We start from the raw sequence: 18,164 nt of genomic DNA on the forward strand, positions 1-18,164 counted from the left end.
CCAGAGCAATCTGGCCATTTTTATTTCATGCTAAGAAAGGCTAACGGGCATCACGCAGGAAGGCCTCTGTCAGGAACAACGCGCTGACATTACGCGCCTCACGGAAATCCGGTTCAGCCAATAATGCCATCATATTGGCTATTGGCCAGCGCACCTGCGGTAACGGCTCCGGCTCATCGCCTTCCAGGCTTTGTGGATAGAGATCCTGTGCCACGACAATATTCATCTGACTGGAAAAATAGGAAGGTGCCATCGTCAGTTTGCTCAGGAAATCAAACCGCTTAGCACCAAAACCAACCTCTTCCATCAGTTCGCGATTAGCCGCTTCCAGCACACCCTCACCAAGATCAATCAATCCTTTTGGAAAGCCAAGCTCATAGGATTCAGTGCCAACCGCATATTCACGGATCAGCAGCAAGTCATCCCCGACAATTGGCACAATCATCACGGCTTCACGTTCAGAAGGCCGCATACGTTCATAGACTCGCCGCACACCATTACTGAATTCCAGATCGACCGACTCTACGTTAAACAAACGCGAACGCGCGACCGTCTCTACTTTCAGAATTTTAGGTTTCTGCAGGTGTTTATCCATGATTGCCTCGAGTAGGTTACATTCCATCCCACTGAATAAAAGGGATAGTAAGGTCTGTAACCAGGATAATGATGTGCAAGGTGCGCCATACCGGATGGTTCTCAAACACTGACTAAACTCAATTTTGTTCATATTGTGCGTTAATGAGAACCTTGCTCGCAACGCGCTTAGGCAGTAATTTACTTTTTTTTAACAAGCGTAGCCAGCACGGCGGCAATTTTCATCCAAATTCAATAAAAACTGTTTGAGAAAATAAGAAAAACCCGATATCGGGCCATAGGAAGGGATTGCTATGATCGTGCAAATAAGGAACTGTACGGGGCTGCCATGATATGTCATTGAAATGGGTGCCAGCTTACAATTTAGCGGCCACTCCTTCTATCTCTGAGCTGTTAACTCCGTATATTATGTCACGTTTATCCGCCAATAAAATTCAAGCGAGATTTTAAAACAACGGAATTGGCGGTTCTATCAGTCCAAGGTGAGGGTTGCATGAGCACAATAGCGTTAATATTGGTCTTAGTGCTTGCCTGCCTGCTCGCTGCCAGCATCTATGTCTGGTTCAAGCACCGCAATAAATCTGCCTTGGCAAGTTCCCTTACCTTCATTAAACCGACACACCGCAAGCTTACCGCTGAAGAACGGACGGCGATTGAATATTATCTCAACCGGCAGAACAACTGGCCAGGAAACAAGTTGCTCCCAAGAGCACCTGCGCGCCCCTCAGCCAAGCTGGCGCTTACAGCACAAAGCGACGATGTCTACCCCATTACGCACGCTATTACTCGCTATGGGTTAGCGGGCGATGCACCCAACAATTGGCGCTATTATCTCGACTCTGAAGAGATCCATCTACCGCCATTCTGGGAGCAATACATCAGTGCCGATAACCATGTCGAAGTGATCAAAACCCAAACGCTACCCCTGGTGATTTCACTCAACGGTCATTCGTTACTTGACCATATTTGCAATAGCCCACCTTCACCGCTCGTTCCTGTTACTGCCGCCCCCAGAAATGCCGCGATTCGCAAGGATGAGAGCGAACATGTTGAATTGGTGAATATCCGCAAGGAAACTCGCGAAGAACATGCACTCAACGGCCCCAACGGCGTCAAGGAAGCCGCTATCATCTCCACCGCCCTGCTGTTGCTGTTTTTCAGCTTGATAAGTCCAGTGATAGTGATCCCGTGGATGATTTTTCTCGCCGTGCTGGCTATCGCATGGGGTTGCTGGAGCCTGTTTCGCCGCCCGGTTGAAAGCGAGTTGAAAGAGGTACACGGTTTACGCGGCATACCAAAGCGCTGGGAGTTGTTCGGCGAGTCCAACCAAGAGCAAGACAGCAATATCTCGTTGGGAACCATTGATTTGATCTATCCCCCGCACTGGCAACCTTACCTCTCGCCAGACCTTGGGAAAATGACCAACGTGGATATTTACCTCAACAAGCAAGTAATACGCCATGGCCGCTACCTTTCCCTGCACGACGAAGTAAAAAATTTCCCTCTGCAACAGTGGGGCAAGAACGCCGTGCTGGCGGCTAATTCCCTGGTTGTTTTACTCTTAGTACTAACCTACATTCCACTCAGTCTGCCGGTTAAATTGAGCAGTTCATGGCTACAGGGCACACAGAGAACCGAGGTTTCCAGCGTGCAGGCATTAGAAGCGCTCCCTCTGCACATTGGGGATACCCTGAAAATTCATGGCACGGGCATGTGTTATGTTCCCTCAGGCAACAATCCTGCCACCATTCCCAGCTTTATGCCTTTCGACTGTTCCGCGATCTACTGGAACAATTCTGCTCCATTACCACAACCCGAGTCTGAAGTAATCAACAAGGCTACCGCCCTGCAAGCCGCAGTTAATGGGCAGTTACACCGAAGCGGTAACGAACAGAAACTCAATCCGCAGTTAGCCAGTGCGATAGAGAAATCAGGTATGATCTTGTTGGATGATTTTTCGGGTATTGTGTTGAAAACGCAGGATCTGTGCGGTACAGAGGCCGACTGCATCCGGTTGAAGAACGCCCTGACCAACTTGGGTAACGCTAAAAACTGGAACAGTCTGGTTAAAAGAGCAAAGTCTGGCGCACTACAAGGGATTAACGTTCTTCTGCGGCCCATCAGCGCAGAATCACTGGAAAACCTGACCAATGCCGCAACTTCGGCATTTTTCACTCAGGAAACCCTTCAGGCTGTAGCACGGCTCAATACTCCACCACCGGGCGGTTTTTTGATCACCAGCGACGAAGGCAAGCAATTGGTTGAGCATCCACTGCCCGCTCAACCGCTTAACGAATATAATACGTTTGACCAATGGAAAGAATTACAACGCCTTAGCAGAATATTGTTGCAGACGCCCTTCCAGGCGCATGGCGTCATCACCAATACTTTTGTGGATGCTAACGGCACCCGTCATATCGCGCTGCACAGCGAACCGGATATGGTCACCCTGTGGCGCTATCTCGGTACCAGCTTATTGCTGCTGACCTTGACCATTATCTTTGGCTACAACGCCTGGCGTTTAGTACAGCGCTGGCGCAAAAACCAACATCGCATGGCTGATATTCACCGCTATTACCAAAGTTGCTTTAATCCGCAGCTAACCACGATATCAATACGCCCTGTGATCTAAGCGGCGCCCCTCGCTATCATCTGCTTATGATAAACTAATAGCATTATCTTCTATCATCTGTGGGTCATGGCTAACCCGCAAAGGGGTTTGTTACATGGTTCCAGAATTAGACTGGCAGGATATTGACACCGTATTGCTGGACATGGACGGCACCCTGTTAGATTTGGAGTTCGACAGCCATTTCTGGTTAACGCGGGTACCGCTAGCCTTGAGTGAACAGCGTGCCATTACCCTCGAAGAAGCCCGTAAGATTATCCATAAAGAATATCTTGCCGTACAGCACACGATGAACTGGTACTGTTTTGATTATTGGTGTGAGCGTCTGGATCTGGATATCTACCAGATGACCAGCGAGGTGGGTAACCGTGCACGCTTGCGAGAAGATACCACACCATTTTTACAAGCCTTACGCCATGCCGGGCACCGCACCATCCTGCTAACTAACGCGCATCCACATAGCCTGGCGGTTAAAATTGAGCATACAGGTTTGGATCGGCACCTTGATTTATTGCTTTCAACCCACACATTTGGTTATCCGAAAGAGGATCAGCGTCTATGGCAGGCGGTGCAACAGCAAACGGGTTTTGAACCGCACCGCACGCTGTTTGTCGATGACAGTGAGCCAATTCTGGATGCGGCCAGTAAATTCGGTATCCGCTACTGCCTTGGCGTGCAGAACCCAGATTCCAGTATGGCGAGTAAGACTTTCCAGCGTTTTCCGTCAATGAGCGATTATCGTCTGTTGATACCGGCGTTGGAGCGGAGGAGAACATGAAAGCCAAAGAAGTTCTTAATGATGCCGTTCGTCTGGATAAATGGCTATGGGCAGCACGCTTTTATAAAACCCGTGCCCTGGCCCGTGAAATGATCGACGGCGGTAAAGTGCATTACAACGGGCAACGCGGCAAGCCAAGTAAAATTGTTGAGATTAATGCTGAAATCAAGCTGCGTCAGGGCAATGAAGAACGCACCGTAGTCGTACTGGCAGTTAGTGGCCAGCGACGAAGTGCAAGCGAAGCTATTCTGATGTACCAGGAAACGGAAGCCAGCATTGCCAACCGCGAAAAAATGGCGCTGGCTCGCAAGATGAATGCACTGACCATGCCGCATCCAGATCGTCGTCCAGATAAGAAAGAGCGGCGCGATCTGATCAAATTTAAATTTGGTGAGCAGTAATAATCCCTCACCTTAAAGAGAGAAAACTATGTCCAACCATGACCAATTACACCGTTACCTGTTCGAAAACTACGCGGTGCGCGGTGAGCTGGTTACCGTCAGCGAAACCTTTCAGCAGATCCTGACCAACCATGACTACCCGGTTGCGGTGCAAACGCTACTCGGCGAACTGCTGGTTGCAACCAGCTTGCTGACGGCCACGCTGAAGTTCGATGGTGACATTACCGTACAGATACAGGGTGATGGCCCACTGAAGCTGGCGGTGATCAACGGCAACAACCGTCAGGAAATGCGCGGAGTCGCCCGTGTAGAGGGCTATATTGCGGCTGAGAGCACGCTGCACCAAATGCTCAGTAACGGCATTATGGTGATTACCATCAGCCCAACCGAAGGTGAGCGCTATCAGGGTGTTGTGAGCCTGGAAGGCGAAACGCTGGCCGAGTGTCTGGAAGGCTATTTCCGTCAGTCCGAGCAGTTGCCGACACGTCTGTTTATCCGTACAGGAGAATCAGAGGGGAAACCAGTCGCCAGTGGCATGTTGTTGCAGGTTCTGCCCGCACAGGAAGGTAATGCCGATGATTTCGACCATCTGGTGCAACTGACCGCCACCATCAAGAACCAAGAGCTGTTCACTCTACCGGCTAACGAAGTGCTGTATCGTCTCTACCATCAGGAAGAGGTCACGCTGTACGAACCGCAGGAGGTGACTTTCCGCTGCACTTGTTCGCGCCAGCGCTGTGCCGATGCGTTAATGACGCTCCCGACAGCAGAGGTCGCCGATATGCTGGAGCAAGACGGTAACATTGACATGCATTGCGACTATTGCGGCAATCATTACGTGTTCGACTCGGTAGATATTGCCACGCTCTACGCCGGTAATACCGACGGCAGCGCGCAACTGCATTAAGTTAATGAACAACTGGCTTCAAGTCATCGGTAGAACCGCAAAAATGGTTCGTCAACTGCCTTGAATACCGCAAAGCGACAGTCTCAAGGGGAAATCTCAATAAAGTGATTTCCCCTTGGGCTCGCATAAGCTTGCCCACATCTGGAGCTCGCCCCGCATGCGCTGTTTAAAAACCCATTGTTTTTTATAATGCAACTTGAAGTATGAATAGTATAGACGCCTACTAAATACCGGAACATATTTACCTGACAAGTTACGTGCAATAATCGAGACCATGAATATCAAAATAGGGATCTACTAACACCTCTGTTTTATTACGCATTCGAATAATATGAAACAGTTATCGATACCGTTACTGAAAATAAAATCCTGCTTGATGAAATACCTCATTTCATAATCAAACCCATTAATTCTGTTTCCATCATCAAATTATCTTCACAAAAAAGATCTTGACGATCTGTTTTTTTGATAAAAAATGATTCTTTGTTACCATTTGAAAATATGAATGATTAATGAATTAATAGAATAAGGAAATCATCATGGCTGCTTTTGACTATAAGGTGTTTGACACACCTTACCGCTGGCGAAAAACTGACCATTGGGTGAATGATTTACGATACGAGCAAGCTGGCAGGGGTAAAAAAATGGGTCGTAGATTAATATTATCTCTGCCGCTTTTCCTGCTTTTTGCCGTCAATCAAGCCGCTCATGCCAACCTTCCAAACACCTATTGGGCTGATCCTGGGACCAATAATTTCATAGTGGAACTAGCACAGCTCAGCTTTCCAAGCAACCGAGCAGGGGCTACCCTTGAAGTACCCTATGTAACGCCAGGTGTGAGCGATTATCTGCTGAATAGTAATAATCAAACAGGCCAAACAACTGTCTACGTCTCTATGCTCACCGAAAGCGATCTCCCTGATTCTGATGTCAATCCTAATTATCTAAAATTAAATGAATATCTTGACTTGCAGGTCTTGACTAGTCCAAACGCAACAATGCGCAATTGGGTTTATTTTGGCCAAACCTATGATGTTCTTGGAATAGCAAAAGGGTACCGCACATATGGAATTACCGGAACATTAAGATTAAAACTCCGTAAGGACATGATTGGTGGTGCGGTGTTAATACCACGAGATCAGTTAGTCGCCAATGTTTATCGTTCTATGCAAAGATCCCCTAATCCGGCTGCACAACTGACAAAAAACCGACTCCCGGCTTTTAATATCACCCTTAAAGGGCAAACACTGCCGGTTCCTGTAGAATGTAGCATCCAGGCCAATAATCAGAGTGCATATCTTGTAGAGTTTGGCGATTTGAACAGTGCGGATATCACCTTGGATGGCAGCCGCTATGGTAAGGAGATTCAACTCGATTACCGCTGCAATAGCGAGCGTAGTATACCGGTAAAAGTCCAAATGGTTTCCGACAACAGTGTTTTCTCCAGCAATTTTGTTACTACCAGCAACCCGGAAATTGGCATTGTCGTAAAGCAGGGCGGAAAAACCGTGAAACCCTGGGGCAGTTTTGACAGCGTGTTGCTTAATGGTAGAGGAAGCGATCGCATTTATGTTGCTCCAGTAAAAAATCCAGCCGCAAAAACCATTCCTACCGGGGACTTCACTGGTAATGCCGTTCTAGGCTGTGTCCCTTAATTGCACGCGAGCGCCGCTGGCGGTCATTTGCGCACAGGGCAAGGCGTGAGCCGCGAGGTTTGGTGGACCAAATAAGCGGCGAACAACGCAGCAATGCGCGCAAATGGCCCCAGCCCGAAGGGTCGCGACCCAAAAGCCCGTTCTCTGTGTTGTCGGGCTTGAACAGAGGGCCACTCTGCCCTTCACCCTCCGCCTTGATAACGGGCTTTTGGGTCTGCGACGGCACCACGGGCAATTAAGGGACACAGCCTAGTACTCTCAGTTCAGTGATAAAGCTTTTGTATTGCATGTCACAATAGCAAATGCACCTGCTGTCGTGACATTCAAACCTATCCCAGCGGAAAGACCGCAACGCGCTGTCGTTTGCACGCTTGCTTTTTTCCGTGTTCTACATCCCATAACCTGACTAAAAAAAGTTTAATACGTTAATTATTTGATACCTATCGCGGTTACAACGCGCTGGATCCCTACAATTGTCGCAAGAAATTCTGTGATCAAGGAGCAGTGACATGCGTGTTAAAGGTATAACCCATCAGGATCTTGCCGCTTATGGAATTCATAACGTTGGTGAAATCGTTCACAATCCAAGTTATGAATTACTGTTTAAGGAAGAGACTGATCCAGCGCTTGAAGGCTTTGAGCGGGGAGTAGTAACCAATCTGGGCGCCGTTGCCGTCGATACCGGCATCTTCACCGGCCGTTCTCCAAAAGATAAATATATCGTCCGTGATGATATTACGCGTAACACCGTCTGGTGGGCCGATCAAGGCAAAGGTAAAAACGATAACAAACCCCTCAGCCCTGAAGTCTGGGCAGATCTGAAAAAACTGGTTACTGAACAACTCTCTGGCAAGCGCCTGTTTGTGGTAGATACCTTCTGCGGTGCCAATCCGGATTCCCGTCTGAAAGTTCGCTTCATTACGGAAGTGGCTTGGCAGGCACATTTTGTAAAAAACATGTTCATTCGCCCCACTGAAGAAGAATTGCAGGATTTTGAACCTGACTTTGTGGTGATGAACGGCGCCAAGTGCACTAACCCGAACTGGCAACAACAGGGAATGAACTCGGAAAACTTCGTGGCATTCAACCTGACCGAGCGCATGCAGTTGATCGGCGGTACCTGGTACGGCGGCGAAATGAAGAAAGGGATGTTCTCAATAATGAACTACCTGCTGCCGCTGAAAGGCATTGCCTCCATGCACTGTTCGGCCAACGTGGGCGAGAAAGGTGACGTGGCGGTGTTCTTTGGCCTGTCCGGTACGGGTAAAACCACCTTGTCTACCGATCCGAAGCGCCAACTGATTGGCGATGATGAGCACGGCTGGGATGATGACGGCGTCTTCAACTTTGAAGGCGGTTGCTATGCCAAGACCATCAAGCTGTCTCAGGAAGCTGAGCCGGATATCTACAACGCGATCAAACGCGACGCCCTGTTGGAAAACGTTACGGTTCTGGCAGACGGCACGGTCGATTTCAACGACGGTTCAAAAACAGAAAACACCCGTGTTTCTTACCCGATTTACCATATCCACAACATCGTCAAGCCGGTTTCAAAAGCAGGCCATGCTACCAAGGTGATCTTCCTGACTGCCGATGCCTTCGGCGTCCTGCCTCCGGTATCGCGCCTGACGGCTAACCAGACCCAGTATCACTTTCTGTCCGGCTTCACCGCGAAACTGGCCGGTACCGAGCGCGGTGTTACCGAGCCGACACCTACCTTCTCCGCCTGTTTCGGTGCGGCTTTCCTGTCATTGCACCCGACCCAATACGCAGAAGTGTTAGTCAAACGCATGCAGGCTGCAGGTGCGCAGGCTTATCTGGTTAATACCGGCTGGAACGGCACCGGTAAACGTATTTCGATTAAGGATACGCGCGGTATTATCGACGCCATTCTTAACGGAGAGATCGATAAAGCGGAAACCATCACGCTGCCAATTTTCGACCTGGCTATGCCAACCAGCTTGCCTGGGGTTGACCCAGCGATTCTGGACCCACGCGCTACCTATGCCAGCATAGAGCAATGGGAAGAGAAGGCACACGATCTGGCGAACCGCTTTATCACCAACTTCGACAAGTATACCGACACACCAGCTGGTGCCGCATTGGTCAGCGCGGGCCCGAAACTGTAATACCCTCGGCAGGGGTGCTATAGCAGTCAAATGAGCCCCCTGCCCTTATTGACAAAGACGCGGAGCCCGCGTCTTTTTTTATGTTTTTACTATGGGGATTCAAAGAATTTGCCGCAAGGATGGTTACGAGGCATTCTCTTTGACTGGCCCATCTGTGGATTCTCTTTTCTCTATCGGTAAAGGAATGTAGGCACGTATGCGCAACCCGCCACGTTCACTGGTGCCGATATCCAGCACGCCAGCATGAGCATCAATAATACGTTGCACTATCGCTAGCCCTAACCCAGTACCACTCGTACTGCGTGCACTGTCACCACGCACAAAAGGTTGGAATAGATGCTTAAGTTCCCCTGGTTTGATACCTGGGCCATCATCCTCCACCTGGAACCAGCCACGTTGCAGTTCACGACCGCTGCTTACCTTGATCCAACCGTTACCGTAACGAGCGGCATTCACCACCAGATTCACCACCGCACGTTTTATTGACAACGGATGTACATCCATCATCAGTTCGCCCGGCAAGATGTCGGTTTCAATTACTCGCTCATAACCACTTTCCGTGGCAACAACCTCACCGAGAATAGCATTCAGATCGCTGATTTCCGTCTGCATTTCCTGGCCGGTGCGCAGGTAATCAATAAACTGCTCGATGATGGCGTTGCACTCTTCGATATCTTTATTTATTGATTCCGCCAGATAACCGTCTTCAGCGCTCATCATTTCTGTTGCCAGCCGGATACGCGTCAACGGCGTGCGCAGATCGTGGCTAACCCCTGCCATTAGCAAGGTACGATCGTCAGCAAGCTGCTTCACACCGGACGCCATCTGGTTAAAGGCCCGGGTCACCGAACGCACCTCAGAGGCCCCATATTCGCGCAGCGGTGGTGGAATATTGCCCTTCCCCACCTGCAAAGCGGCATGTTCAAGCTCAACCAAGGGGCGGTTTTGAATACGGATAAACAGCCAGGCTCCTCCTATCGCCAGTAACATAATTGCCAGGGTATAGCGGAACAGCGGTGAGAAATCGCCTTGATGAATTTCAGTTAATGGCACCCGCACCCAAATATCCGGCTGCAACCAGGTTTTCAGCCAGACGACCGGGGAGTTTTTATTTACCTCGACACGCACGTCGGTCGGCCCCCCCAACTGCTGTGCCATCTGCTGGCTGAGGAATTGGTAATGTTGCGCCCAGCGCAAACCGCTCTCTTCCGCCGCGGCGTTGGTGTAGAGAGAAATGCCCAATTCACGATAGATCTCGCGACGAAACGCTGGCGGAACTTCAAGCAAAGTGCCGTCCTCCAGTTGCAGCCGATCGGTCATCAACATCCGGACTTCATACGCCAGGACTTTATTGAACTGCTGCAAACTGGGCAGGATGGCGAAATTGAGCACCACCAGATAAGTCGTCACCAGGCTGACAAACAGTAAGGTGACGATCAACAGTAACGTTCGTGCAAACGAGCTACGCGGTGAAAAGCGCAATCGCCTCATGCTTTACTACCGTCCGGAACGAAGACATAGCCAAGACCCCATACGGTCTGAATGTAGCGCGGATGTGCAGGATCCTCTTCAACCATGCGGCGCAGACGAGAAATCTGCACATCGATGGAACGCTCCATCGCACTGTATTCCCGGCCACGGGCAAGGTTCATCAGCTTATCCCGTGATAGCGGCTCACGTGGGTGGCTGACTAACGCTTTAAGTACGGCAAATTCACCACTGGTCAGTGGCATTGGTTCATCTTCACGAAACATTTCGCGCGTGCCAAGATTGAGCTTGAATTTACCAAAGGCAATCACGGCTTCTTCCTGGGACGGCGCACCAGGTAACTCATTGGCCTGGCGGCGCAACACGGCGCGGATGCGAGCCAGTAATTCCCGAGGATTGAACGGCTTGGGAATATAGTCATCAGCACCAATTTCCAACCCGACAATCCGATCAACTTCTTCCCCCTTGGCCGTCACCATAATAATGGGCATCGGGTTGCTTTGGCTGCGCAGGCGGCGGCAAATAGAAAGCCCGTCTTCGCCAGGTAACATCAGATCCAATACCATCAGATGGAAAGACTCACGCGTCAGCAAACGATCCATTTGCTCTGCGTTGGCCACGCTACGAACCTGGAAACCCTGTTCGGTTAGATAACGTTCTAAAAGCGCACGTAGGCGCATATCATCGTCGACGACCAGGATTTTGTGATTCTCTTGCATTGTCTAACTCCCAAAGGCTGTATTGCCTGATTCTAGGCGGTGGCCCGCACTTATGCGTCAATATCGCAGGCGGCTATTTGACAACAGGCTGGTATTGTTAAAAAACCCCACCGTTACTGACAGCGTTTAATGATATACATTCTAGATGAAATTGTTACAAAGCTTATTCTTTGGCCCAAATATCAGCAGTATTCATTAGAACGATGTAGCGAGGCGTTAAGAACCTTTACCAGATTTAACCCTGTGTATGGGGGGAAAACTATACCCTATAGTGCACAATGTTAAATCAACAATGGTGCAGTTTGGTCGGCGGTGAGTATAAGATACGCTTCGTTTATGTAAGCATCCGCTAAGCGGCCTCCCTGTGATTTGATGGATCCACTATTGATGAAAACATTGCTGATCACCCGCGAGGGGTACAACAAGCTCAAACAGGAGTTGGACTATCTCTGGCGCGAGGATCGTCCAGAAGTGACCAAAAAAGTCACTTGGGCAGCCAGTTTGGGCGATCGAAGTGAAAATGCTGATTATCAGTACAATAAAAAGCGGCTGCGTGAAATCGACCGCCGCGTACGCTATCTCACCAAATGCCTCGAACAACTGAAAATTGTCGATTACTCGCCACAGCAGGAGGGACGGGTTTTCTTTGGGGCCTGGGTAGAGGTGGAAAATGATGACGGCGATATCAAACGCTTTCGTATCGTGGGCTACGACGAAATCTTTGGCCGCAAAGATTACATCTCCATTGATTCTCCCATGGCTCGTGCCTTGCTTAAAAAAGAAGTCGGCGACACTGCCACGGTACAAACGCCAGCAGGGGTTGCCTACTGGTCTGTTAACGAGATTGAGTATGTCAAAGAGAGTGAATAATTCCGTCTTTTTCGAACGTCCATCATTGAGGGTGGGTGCTCCTTATCTAGCAATGAGCTAAAGTTCCGGGGCATTATCAAAGCTACGGCCATGTGCGCTGGTATTTTACCCCTGCAAACCGTATAACTGTCCCACTATTGATTATCGTTCCTATACAGATACCTGACTTATGACTGACCCACTTAGCCGTATTATTGCAACAGAACTGCAGGCACGACCGGAGCAAGTTGACTCCGCTATCCGTCTGCTGGATGAAGGTAATACCGTGCCGTTTATCGCACGCTATCGTAAGGAAGTCACCGGGGGCCTGGATGACACCCAACTGCGTCAGTTGGAGACCCGCCTGGGCTATCTGCGTGAACTGGAAGATCGTCGGCAAACCATCCTCAAGTCAATTGATGAGCAGGGTAAACTGACCGAACAACTGGCTCAGGCGATTAACGCCACACAGAGCAAAACCGAGCTTGAAGACCTCTATCTGCCTTATAAACCTAAACGTCGCACACGTGGGCAAATTGCCATTGAGGCTGGTCTGGAACCTCTGGCAGATTCGCTCTGGCAGGATCCGCAGCAACAACCCGAATCATTGGCTGAACAGTTCATCGATGCCGAAAAGGGCGTAGCCGACGTCAAGGCAGCACTGGACGGTGCGCGCTATATTCTGATGGAACGCTTTGCCGAAGATGCCACTCTACTGGCCAAAGTGCGTGACTACCTGTGGAAAAATGCCCATCTGGTGTCCAAAGTTGTCGAAGGTAAACAAGAAGAAGGTGCCAAATTCCGCGATTACTTCGATCACCATGAACCCATTTCGCAGGTACCTTCACACCGTGCACTGGCAATGTTTCGTGGCCGCAATGAAGGGGTATTGCAACTTGCGTTGAACGCCGATCCTCAGTTTGAGGAGGCACCACGCGAAAGTCAGGGTGAACTGATCATCATCAACCATCTCAACCTGCGCCTGAATAATGCCCCTGCCGATGCCTGGCGCAAAACGGTGGTCAACTGGACATGGCGCATCAAGGTCCTGCTGCACCTGGAAACCGAACTGATGGGTACCGTGCGTGAACGAGCAGAAGATGAAGCCATCAACGTCTTTGCCCGTAACATGCACGATCTGCTTATGGCTGCCCCCGCAGGCATGCGCGCCACCATGGGCCTGGATCCGGGCCTGCGAACTGGCGTTAAGGTTGCCGTTGTCGATGCTACCGGCAAGCTGGTGGCCACCGATACCGTTTATCCGCACACCGGTCAGGCTGCCAAAGCCGCCGCCGCTGTGGCTGCGTTATGCATCAAACACCACGTTGAGCTGGTTGCCATCGGCAACGGTACCGCTTCTCGTGAAACCGAGCGTTTCTTTGCCGAGCTGCAACAGCAGTTCCCAGCGGTAAAAGCGCAGAAAGTGATCGTCAGTGAGGCTGGTGCTTCGGTTTATTCTGCCTCTGAGTTGGCTGCGCTGGAATTTCCAAACCTCGACGTATCCTTGCGCGGTGCCGTTTCCATTGCCCGTCGCCTGCAGGATCCACTGGCAGAATTGGTGAAAATCGATCCCAAATCGATTGGCGTCGGCCAATACCAACACGATGTCAGCCAAAGTCAGTTGGCGAAGAAGCTGGACTCGGTGGTAGAAGACTGCGTGAACGCCGTCGGCGTTGACCTGAACACCGCTTCCGTACCGTTGTTGGCCCGTGTCGCAGGTCTCACAAAAATGATGGCACAGAACATCGTCAATTGGCGCGACGAGAATGGCCGTTTCAGCAACCGGGAACAGTTACTCAAGGTCAGCCGTTTAGGGCCAAAAGCCTTTGAGCAATGTGCGGGCTTCTTGCGCATCAATCACGGTGACAACCCGCTGGATGCTTCTACGGTTCACCCGGAAACTTACCCGGTTGTCGAACGTATTCTGGCGGCTACTCATCTGGCCTTACAGGATTTGATGGGCAATCCTGGCACGGTGCGCAGCCTCAAGGCCAGCGATTTTACCGATGAGAAATTCGGGGTGCCAACGGTAACGGATATCCTGAAAGAGCTGGAAAAACCGGGCCGCGACCCACGCCCTGAATTCAAGACCGCCACGTTTGCCGAAGGTGTGGAAACGCTGAACGACCTGCAAATAGGCATGATCCTCGAAGGTTCAGTGACTAACGTCACCAACTTCGGCGCATTCGTTGATATTGGTGTCCATCAGGACGGCCTGGTGCATATCTCTTCATTAGCCGATAAATTCGTTGAAGATCCGCACACTGTGGTTAAAGCCGGTGATATCGTCAAAGTGAAGGTGATGGAAGTCGATCTGCAGCGTAAGCGTATCGCGCTCAGCATGCGTTTGGACGAGCAACCGGGTGAAGGTTCAGCGCGACGCGGAGGGAGCGGTAACAACCCGCCAGTGCGCGACAATGCTTCTCGTCAACCCGCTAAGGCCAAACCGCGTAATAGCACCCCGGCAGGTAACAGTGTTATGGGTGATGCACTTGCCGCCGCTTTTGGCAAAAAACGCTAAACTGATTGTGGGGTGGTTTAGACACCGCCCCTTTCTCGTTAATTTTTGACCTACAGCAAGAAAATGATTTATTTTTACTCAGCCGCATTATAACGTTTTCCCGCTTAGCCCTGCTTATTAACATCTTATATATACACTATTTGTTAACATTATTTTTAGCCGTACTCTGTCAGATTACCATTTCTATCGTAAACACAAATAGTTACCCCTATCATTTACAGAACAGAATGTTACCAAACTATTGTTATACTTATTTCTGTCAGCAATAACGGGTCAAACCCATCAGCAAAATGTTTCATAAAACTCCAAATAAGCACAACGCGTTAACTTTATTAACTTATTACCCCCATTTGCACTGTTTTTTGCTTAATGCTAAAACTAGCGTCATTAAATCATCTCACTGCAAATGTGACTGTAATAACAATTATTAACTAATATCTTTGTTTTTTGTATTGAATACGATAATCGTTCTCACTATTATTGCCTTGCGTGTTTACTGTGCTATTTTATTGTTCACCAGTTCAACTGGTCCGGCCCCATTTATCTCTCTACAGATATTTGGGCGGCAGATGGTTATGAAAGTGACGCTCCAGCAGGAACGTCCAAATCATTGAGAAGGTAATATGCATCTTCTTCCTAAAAAGACCTATAAAATCACCGGTTTCTCCAGCGAAATCAGCCCCGCTTATCGCCAGAAGCTACTCTCGCTAGGCATGTTACCCGGTTCACTATTCGACGTAGTACGTGTTGCCCCCCTTGGTGACCCGATAGAAATAAGAACTCGCCGCGTCAATCTGGTACTACGGAAAAAAGATTTGGATCTGATCCTGCTTGATGGCCAACCCTAGCTCGCCATTTTCAGTTCAGGTCTTTTCCGTGCATGCATAAATGCGCGGCCAATATTTAATTTGCTGATATCACGTTGGACTATGAAAAAAATCACTATTGGCTTAATCGGTAACCCGAATTCAGGGAAAACAACGTTGTTTAACCAGCTCACCGGGGCACGCCAGCGGGTCGGTAACTGGGCCGGAGTCACGGTCGAACGTAAGGAAGGCCAGTTTACTACGGCACAGTCACAGGTAACGCTGGTTGATTTACCCGGCACTTATTCCCTCACCACCATCTCTGAGCAAACCTCTCTGGACGAGCAGATTGCCTGCCACTATATCCTGAGCGGTGAAGCGGATTTACTGATCAACGTGGTGGATGCCTCCAATCTGGAGCGGAACCTCTATCTGACGCTGCAACTGTTGGAGCTCGGTATTCCATGCATCGTTGCATTGAACATGCAGGATATCGCCAAGAGCCAGAATATCGAAATCGATATCGCCGCCCTGACTGAGCGGCTCGGCTGCCCGGTGGTGCCATTGGTCTCAACAAAAGCTGACGGTATTAAGCTCCTGAAGCAAATGATTGACGACCATCAATTCAATGAATTGAAAGCGTTGGTGAACTACCCGCCGCTGCTGTTGAGCGAAATGACCAAACTCAGCAACGCCATGCCGCAGAATTTGCCAACCGAGCAGCGCCGCTGGCTGGCCCTGCAAATGCTGGAAGGGGATATCTACAGCCACCAACTGGTTGGTAAAGCCGCCGAGTTGCTGCCGCAAACCCGGCAGACCTTGCAACAGCAGCAGCAGGAAGATCCCGCCCTGGTGATTGCCGACGCCCGCTATCAGTCGATCGCCACTATTTGCGATGCGGTCAGTAATTCGCAACAGGCGATGCCAAACCGCCTGACCGAAGCCTTGGATAAAGTGATCCTCAACCGCTGGCTGGGGGTGCCGATCTTCCTGCTGGTGATGTATCTGATGTTCTTGCTGGCGATCAACATCGGCGGAGCGTTACAGCCAATTTTTGAACTCGGCTCAGCCGCTATCTTTATCAATGGGATACAGTGGGTTGGTTATACCCTGCACTTCCCGGAATGGCTGACTATTTTCCTGGCCCAAGGTGTGGGTGGCGGTATCAATACCGTACTCCCCCTGGTGCCGCAAATCGGCATGATGTACCTGTTCCTGTCATTTCTGGAGGATTCCGGTTACATGGCGCGTGCTGCATTCGTTATGGATCGCCTGATGCAAATTCTCGGGCTGCCGGGTAAATCATTCGTACCGTTGATCGTCGGCTTCGGTTGCAACGTGCCATCGATTATGGGCGCACGTACCCTGGATGCTCAGCGTGAACGGCTGATCACCATCATGATGGCGCCATTCATGTCCTGCGGCGCACGCCTGGCAATCTTTGCCGTCTTTGCCGCCGCCTTCTTTGGGCAGGACGGGGCCGGTGTGGTATTTTCGCTCTACATGCTGGGTATCGTCGTCGCTATCCTCACCGGCCTAGTATTGAAATATACCATCATGCGCGGTGAAGCCTCGCCTTTCGTCATGGAGCTGCCCGTTTATCACGTACCACACCTGAAAAGCCTGCTGCTGCAAACCTGGCAGCGTCTGAAAGGCTTTATACTGCGTGCTGGGAAAGTGATCGTGATTGCCAGTATCTTTATCGGCGGTCTGAACAGTTTCTCTTTCAGCGGCAAACCGGTAGACAGCATCAACGATTCGGCATTGGCATCGGTTTCCAAAGTGCTGACCCCGCTGCTGCAACCCATGGGGGTTCACAGTGATAACTGGCAGGCGACCGTCGGTCTGGTAACCGGAGCGATGGCAAAAGAAGTAGTGGTGGGGACACTCAACACGCTGTATACCGCCGAGCACATTACCAACCAACCTTTTGATGCCGAAAGTTTCAACCTGTTTGCTGAGTTGGGTGCAGCTGCAGAGCAGACCTGGCAAGGCCTGAAGGATACCTTCAGCCTGAGTGTACTCTCGAACCCTATCGAGGCCAGCAAGGGCGACGGTGAAATGGGGGCTGGCTCAATGGGCGTAATGAGCAGCAAGTTTGGCACCTCTATTTCGGCTTACAGCTACCTGATCTTCGTACTGTTGTACGTACCTTGCGTTTCGGTGATGGGCGCAATCGCGCGTGAATCAAGCCGTGGCTGGATGACCTTCTCGATTCTATGGGGGCTGAATATCGCTTATTCACTAGCCACCCTGTTCTATCAGATAGCAACGTTCAACCAGCATCCGCAATACAGTCTGGTGGCGATCCTGATGGTAATACTGTTTAACGTGCTGGTGCTGCTGGGCTTACGTAAGGCACGAAGCCGCGTAACGATCCGCCTGCGTAGTGCTACTCCAGCAGCATGTTGTCAGGCGCCACAAGGTGATTGTCACTGATGGCCAGCCTGTTACAAATCCGTGATGCCCTTGCCCTGCAGGGCAGCGCTCAGGCTCAGCAACTGAGCCGACAGTTGGCAACGCCTCTGCCTTTGGTAGAGGCGATGCTGGAACGCTTGACCGCAATGGGTAAAGCCGAACGCGTTGAGCAAGACGCCAGCCAGTGCTTGAGTGGCAGCTGTAAGAGCTGCCCGGAAGGCCAAGGTTGCAGTACAGTGATTTATCGTTTTAAGCGCTAAGGCAAGGATA

At 50.3% G+C, this 18,164-nt stretch carries 14 protein-coding genes; 11 read left to right on the top strand and 3 right to left on the bottom strand.

What is annotated here, in order from left to right; all coding sequences use genetic code 11:
- Window positions 1-40 precede the first annotated feature (40 nt).
- Complete coding sequence (gene nudE / locus SAQUA_RS22950) at window positions 41-595, bottom strand: ADP compounds hydrolase NudE (protein WP_380676729.1); 555 nt, start codon at window positions 593-595, stop codon at window positions 41-43.
- Window positions 596-1,087: 492 nt separating this feature from the next.
- Between nudE and SAQUA_RS22955 the strand changes: the two genes are divergently transcribed.
- The 6 genes from SAQUA_RS22955 (at window position 1,088) to pckA (ending at window position 9,093) form a co-directional block, all read left to right on the top strand.
- A complete protein-coding gene (locus SAQUA_RS22955; RefSeq protein WP_380676727.1) occupies window positions 1,088-3,226 on the top strand; it encodes an IgaA/UmoB family intracellular growth attenuator in 2,139 nt (712 codons plus the stop codon).
- Window positions 3,227-3,320: 94 nt separating this feature from the next.
- A complete protein-coding gene (gene yrfG, locus SAQUA_RS22960) occupies window positions 3,321-4,001 on the top strand; it encodes a GMP/IMP nucleotidase (RefSeq protein WP_380676725.1) in 681 nt (226 codons plus the stop codon).
- Window positions 3,998-4,402, top strand: a complete 405-nt coding sequence (gene hslR, locus SAQUA_RS22965; RefSeq protein ID WP_380676723.1) for a ribosome-associated heat shock protein Hsp15 — start codon at window positions 3,998-4,000, stop codon at window positions 4,400-4,402. Before yrfG ends, hslR begins: the two co-directional genes overlap by 4 nt.
- A 28-nt stretch (window positions 4,403-4,430) precedes the next feature.
- Window positions 4,431-5,309: an Hsp33 family molecular chaperone HslO gene (hslO, locus tag SAQUA_RS22970; protein WP_380676721.1), complete on the top strand. Its 879-nt coding sequence runs from the start codon at window positions 4,431-4,433 to the stop codon at window positions 5,307-5,309.
- 539 nt (window positions 5,310-5,848) lie between these two features.
- Window positions 5,849-6,964: a hypothetical protein gene (locus SAQUA_RS22975; RefSeq protein WP_380676719.1), complete on the top strand. Its 1,116-nt coding sequence runs from the start codon at window positions 5,849-5,851 to the stop codon at window positions 6,962-6,964.
- A 509-nt stretch (window positions 6,965-7,473) separates the two neighbouring features.
- A complete protein-coding gene (pckA, locus tag SAQUA_RS22980) occupies window positions 7,474-9,093 on the top strand; it encodes a phosphoenolpyruvate carboxykinase (ATP) (RefSeq protein ID WP_380676717.1) in 1,620 nt (539 codons plus the stop codon).
- Window positions 9,094-9,216: 123 nt separating this feature from the next.
- Here pckA and envZ read toward each other — a convergent pair whose 3' ends face one another.
- Both envZ and ompR read right to left on the bottom strand, forming a co-directional pair.
- Window positions 9,217-10,584, bottom strand: a complete 1,368-nt coding sequence (envZ, locus tag SAQUA_RS22985) for a two-component system sensor histidine kinase EnvZ (protein ID WP_380676715.1) — start codon at window positions 10,582-10,584, stop codon at window positions 9,217-9,219.
- Window positions 10,581-11,300 (bottom strand): two-component system response regulator OmpR, encoded by a 720-nt coding sequence (gene ompR / locus SAQUA_RS22990; protein WP_004709363.1) that lies wholly within the window; start codon window positions 11,298-11,300, stop codon window positions 10,581-10,583. Before ompR ends, envZ begins: the two co-directional genes overlap by 4 nt.
- A 387-nt stretch (window positions 11,301-11,687) precedes the next feature.
- Between ompR and greB the strand changes: the two genes are divergently transcribed.
- The 5 genes from greB to SAQUA_RS23015 all read left to right on the top strand — a co-directional run bounded on the left by greB (window position 11,688) and on the right by SAQUA_RS23015 (window position 18,154).
- Complete coding sequence (gene greB / locus SAQUA_RS22995; RefSeq protein WP_380676709.1) at window positions 11,688-12,170, top strand: transcription elongation factor GreB; 483 nt, start codon at window positions 11,688-11,690, stop codon at window positions 12,168-12,170.
- 169 nt (window positions 12,171-12,339) lie between these two features.
- Window positions 12,340-14,670: a Tex family protein gene (locus SAQUA_RS23000; protein WP_380676707.1), complete on the top strand. Its 2,331-nt coding sequence runs from the start codon at window positions 12,340-12,342 to the stop codon at window positions 14,668-14,670.
- 623 nt (window positions 14,671-15,293) lie between these two features.
- Entirely contained in the window at window positions 15,294-15,518 is a 225-nt protein-coding gene (gene feoA / locus SAQUA_RS23005) for a ferrous iron transporter A (protein ID WP_380676705.1), read from the top strand.
- An 81-nt stretch (window positions 15,519-15,599) separates the two neighbouring features.
- Window positions 15,600-17,915 carry a Fe(2+) transporter permease subunit FeoB gene (gene feoB / locus SAQUA_RS23010; protein ID WP_380676703.1) on the top strand — a complete coding sequence of 772 codons (2,316 nt, stop codon included), beginning with the start codon at window positions 15,600-15,602 and terminating at the stop codon, window positions 17,913-17,915.
- Window positions 17,915-18,154: a FeoC-like transcriptional regulator gene (locus SAQUA_RS23015; protein ID WP_380676701.1), complete on the top strand. Its 240-nt coding sequence runs from the start codon at window positions 17,915-17,917 to the stop codon at window positions 18,152-18,154. Before feoB ends, SAQUA_RS23015 begins: the two co-directional genes overlap by 1 nt.
- Window positions 18,155-18,164 lie beyond the last annotated feature (10 nt).

Origin of the sequence: Serratia aquatilis, assembly GCF_044865145.1 — a bacterium.
Classification (GTDB): Bacteria; Pseudomonadota; Gammaproteobacteria; order Enterobacterales; family Enterobacteriaceae; genus Chania; species Chania aquatilis.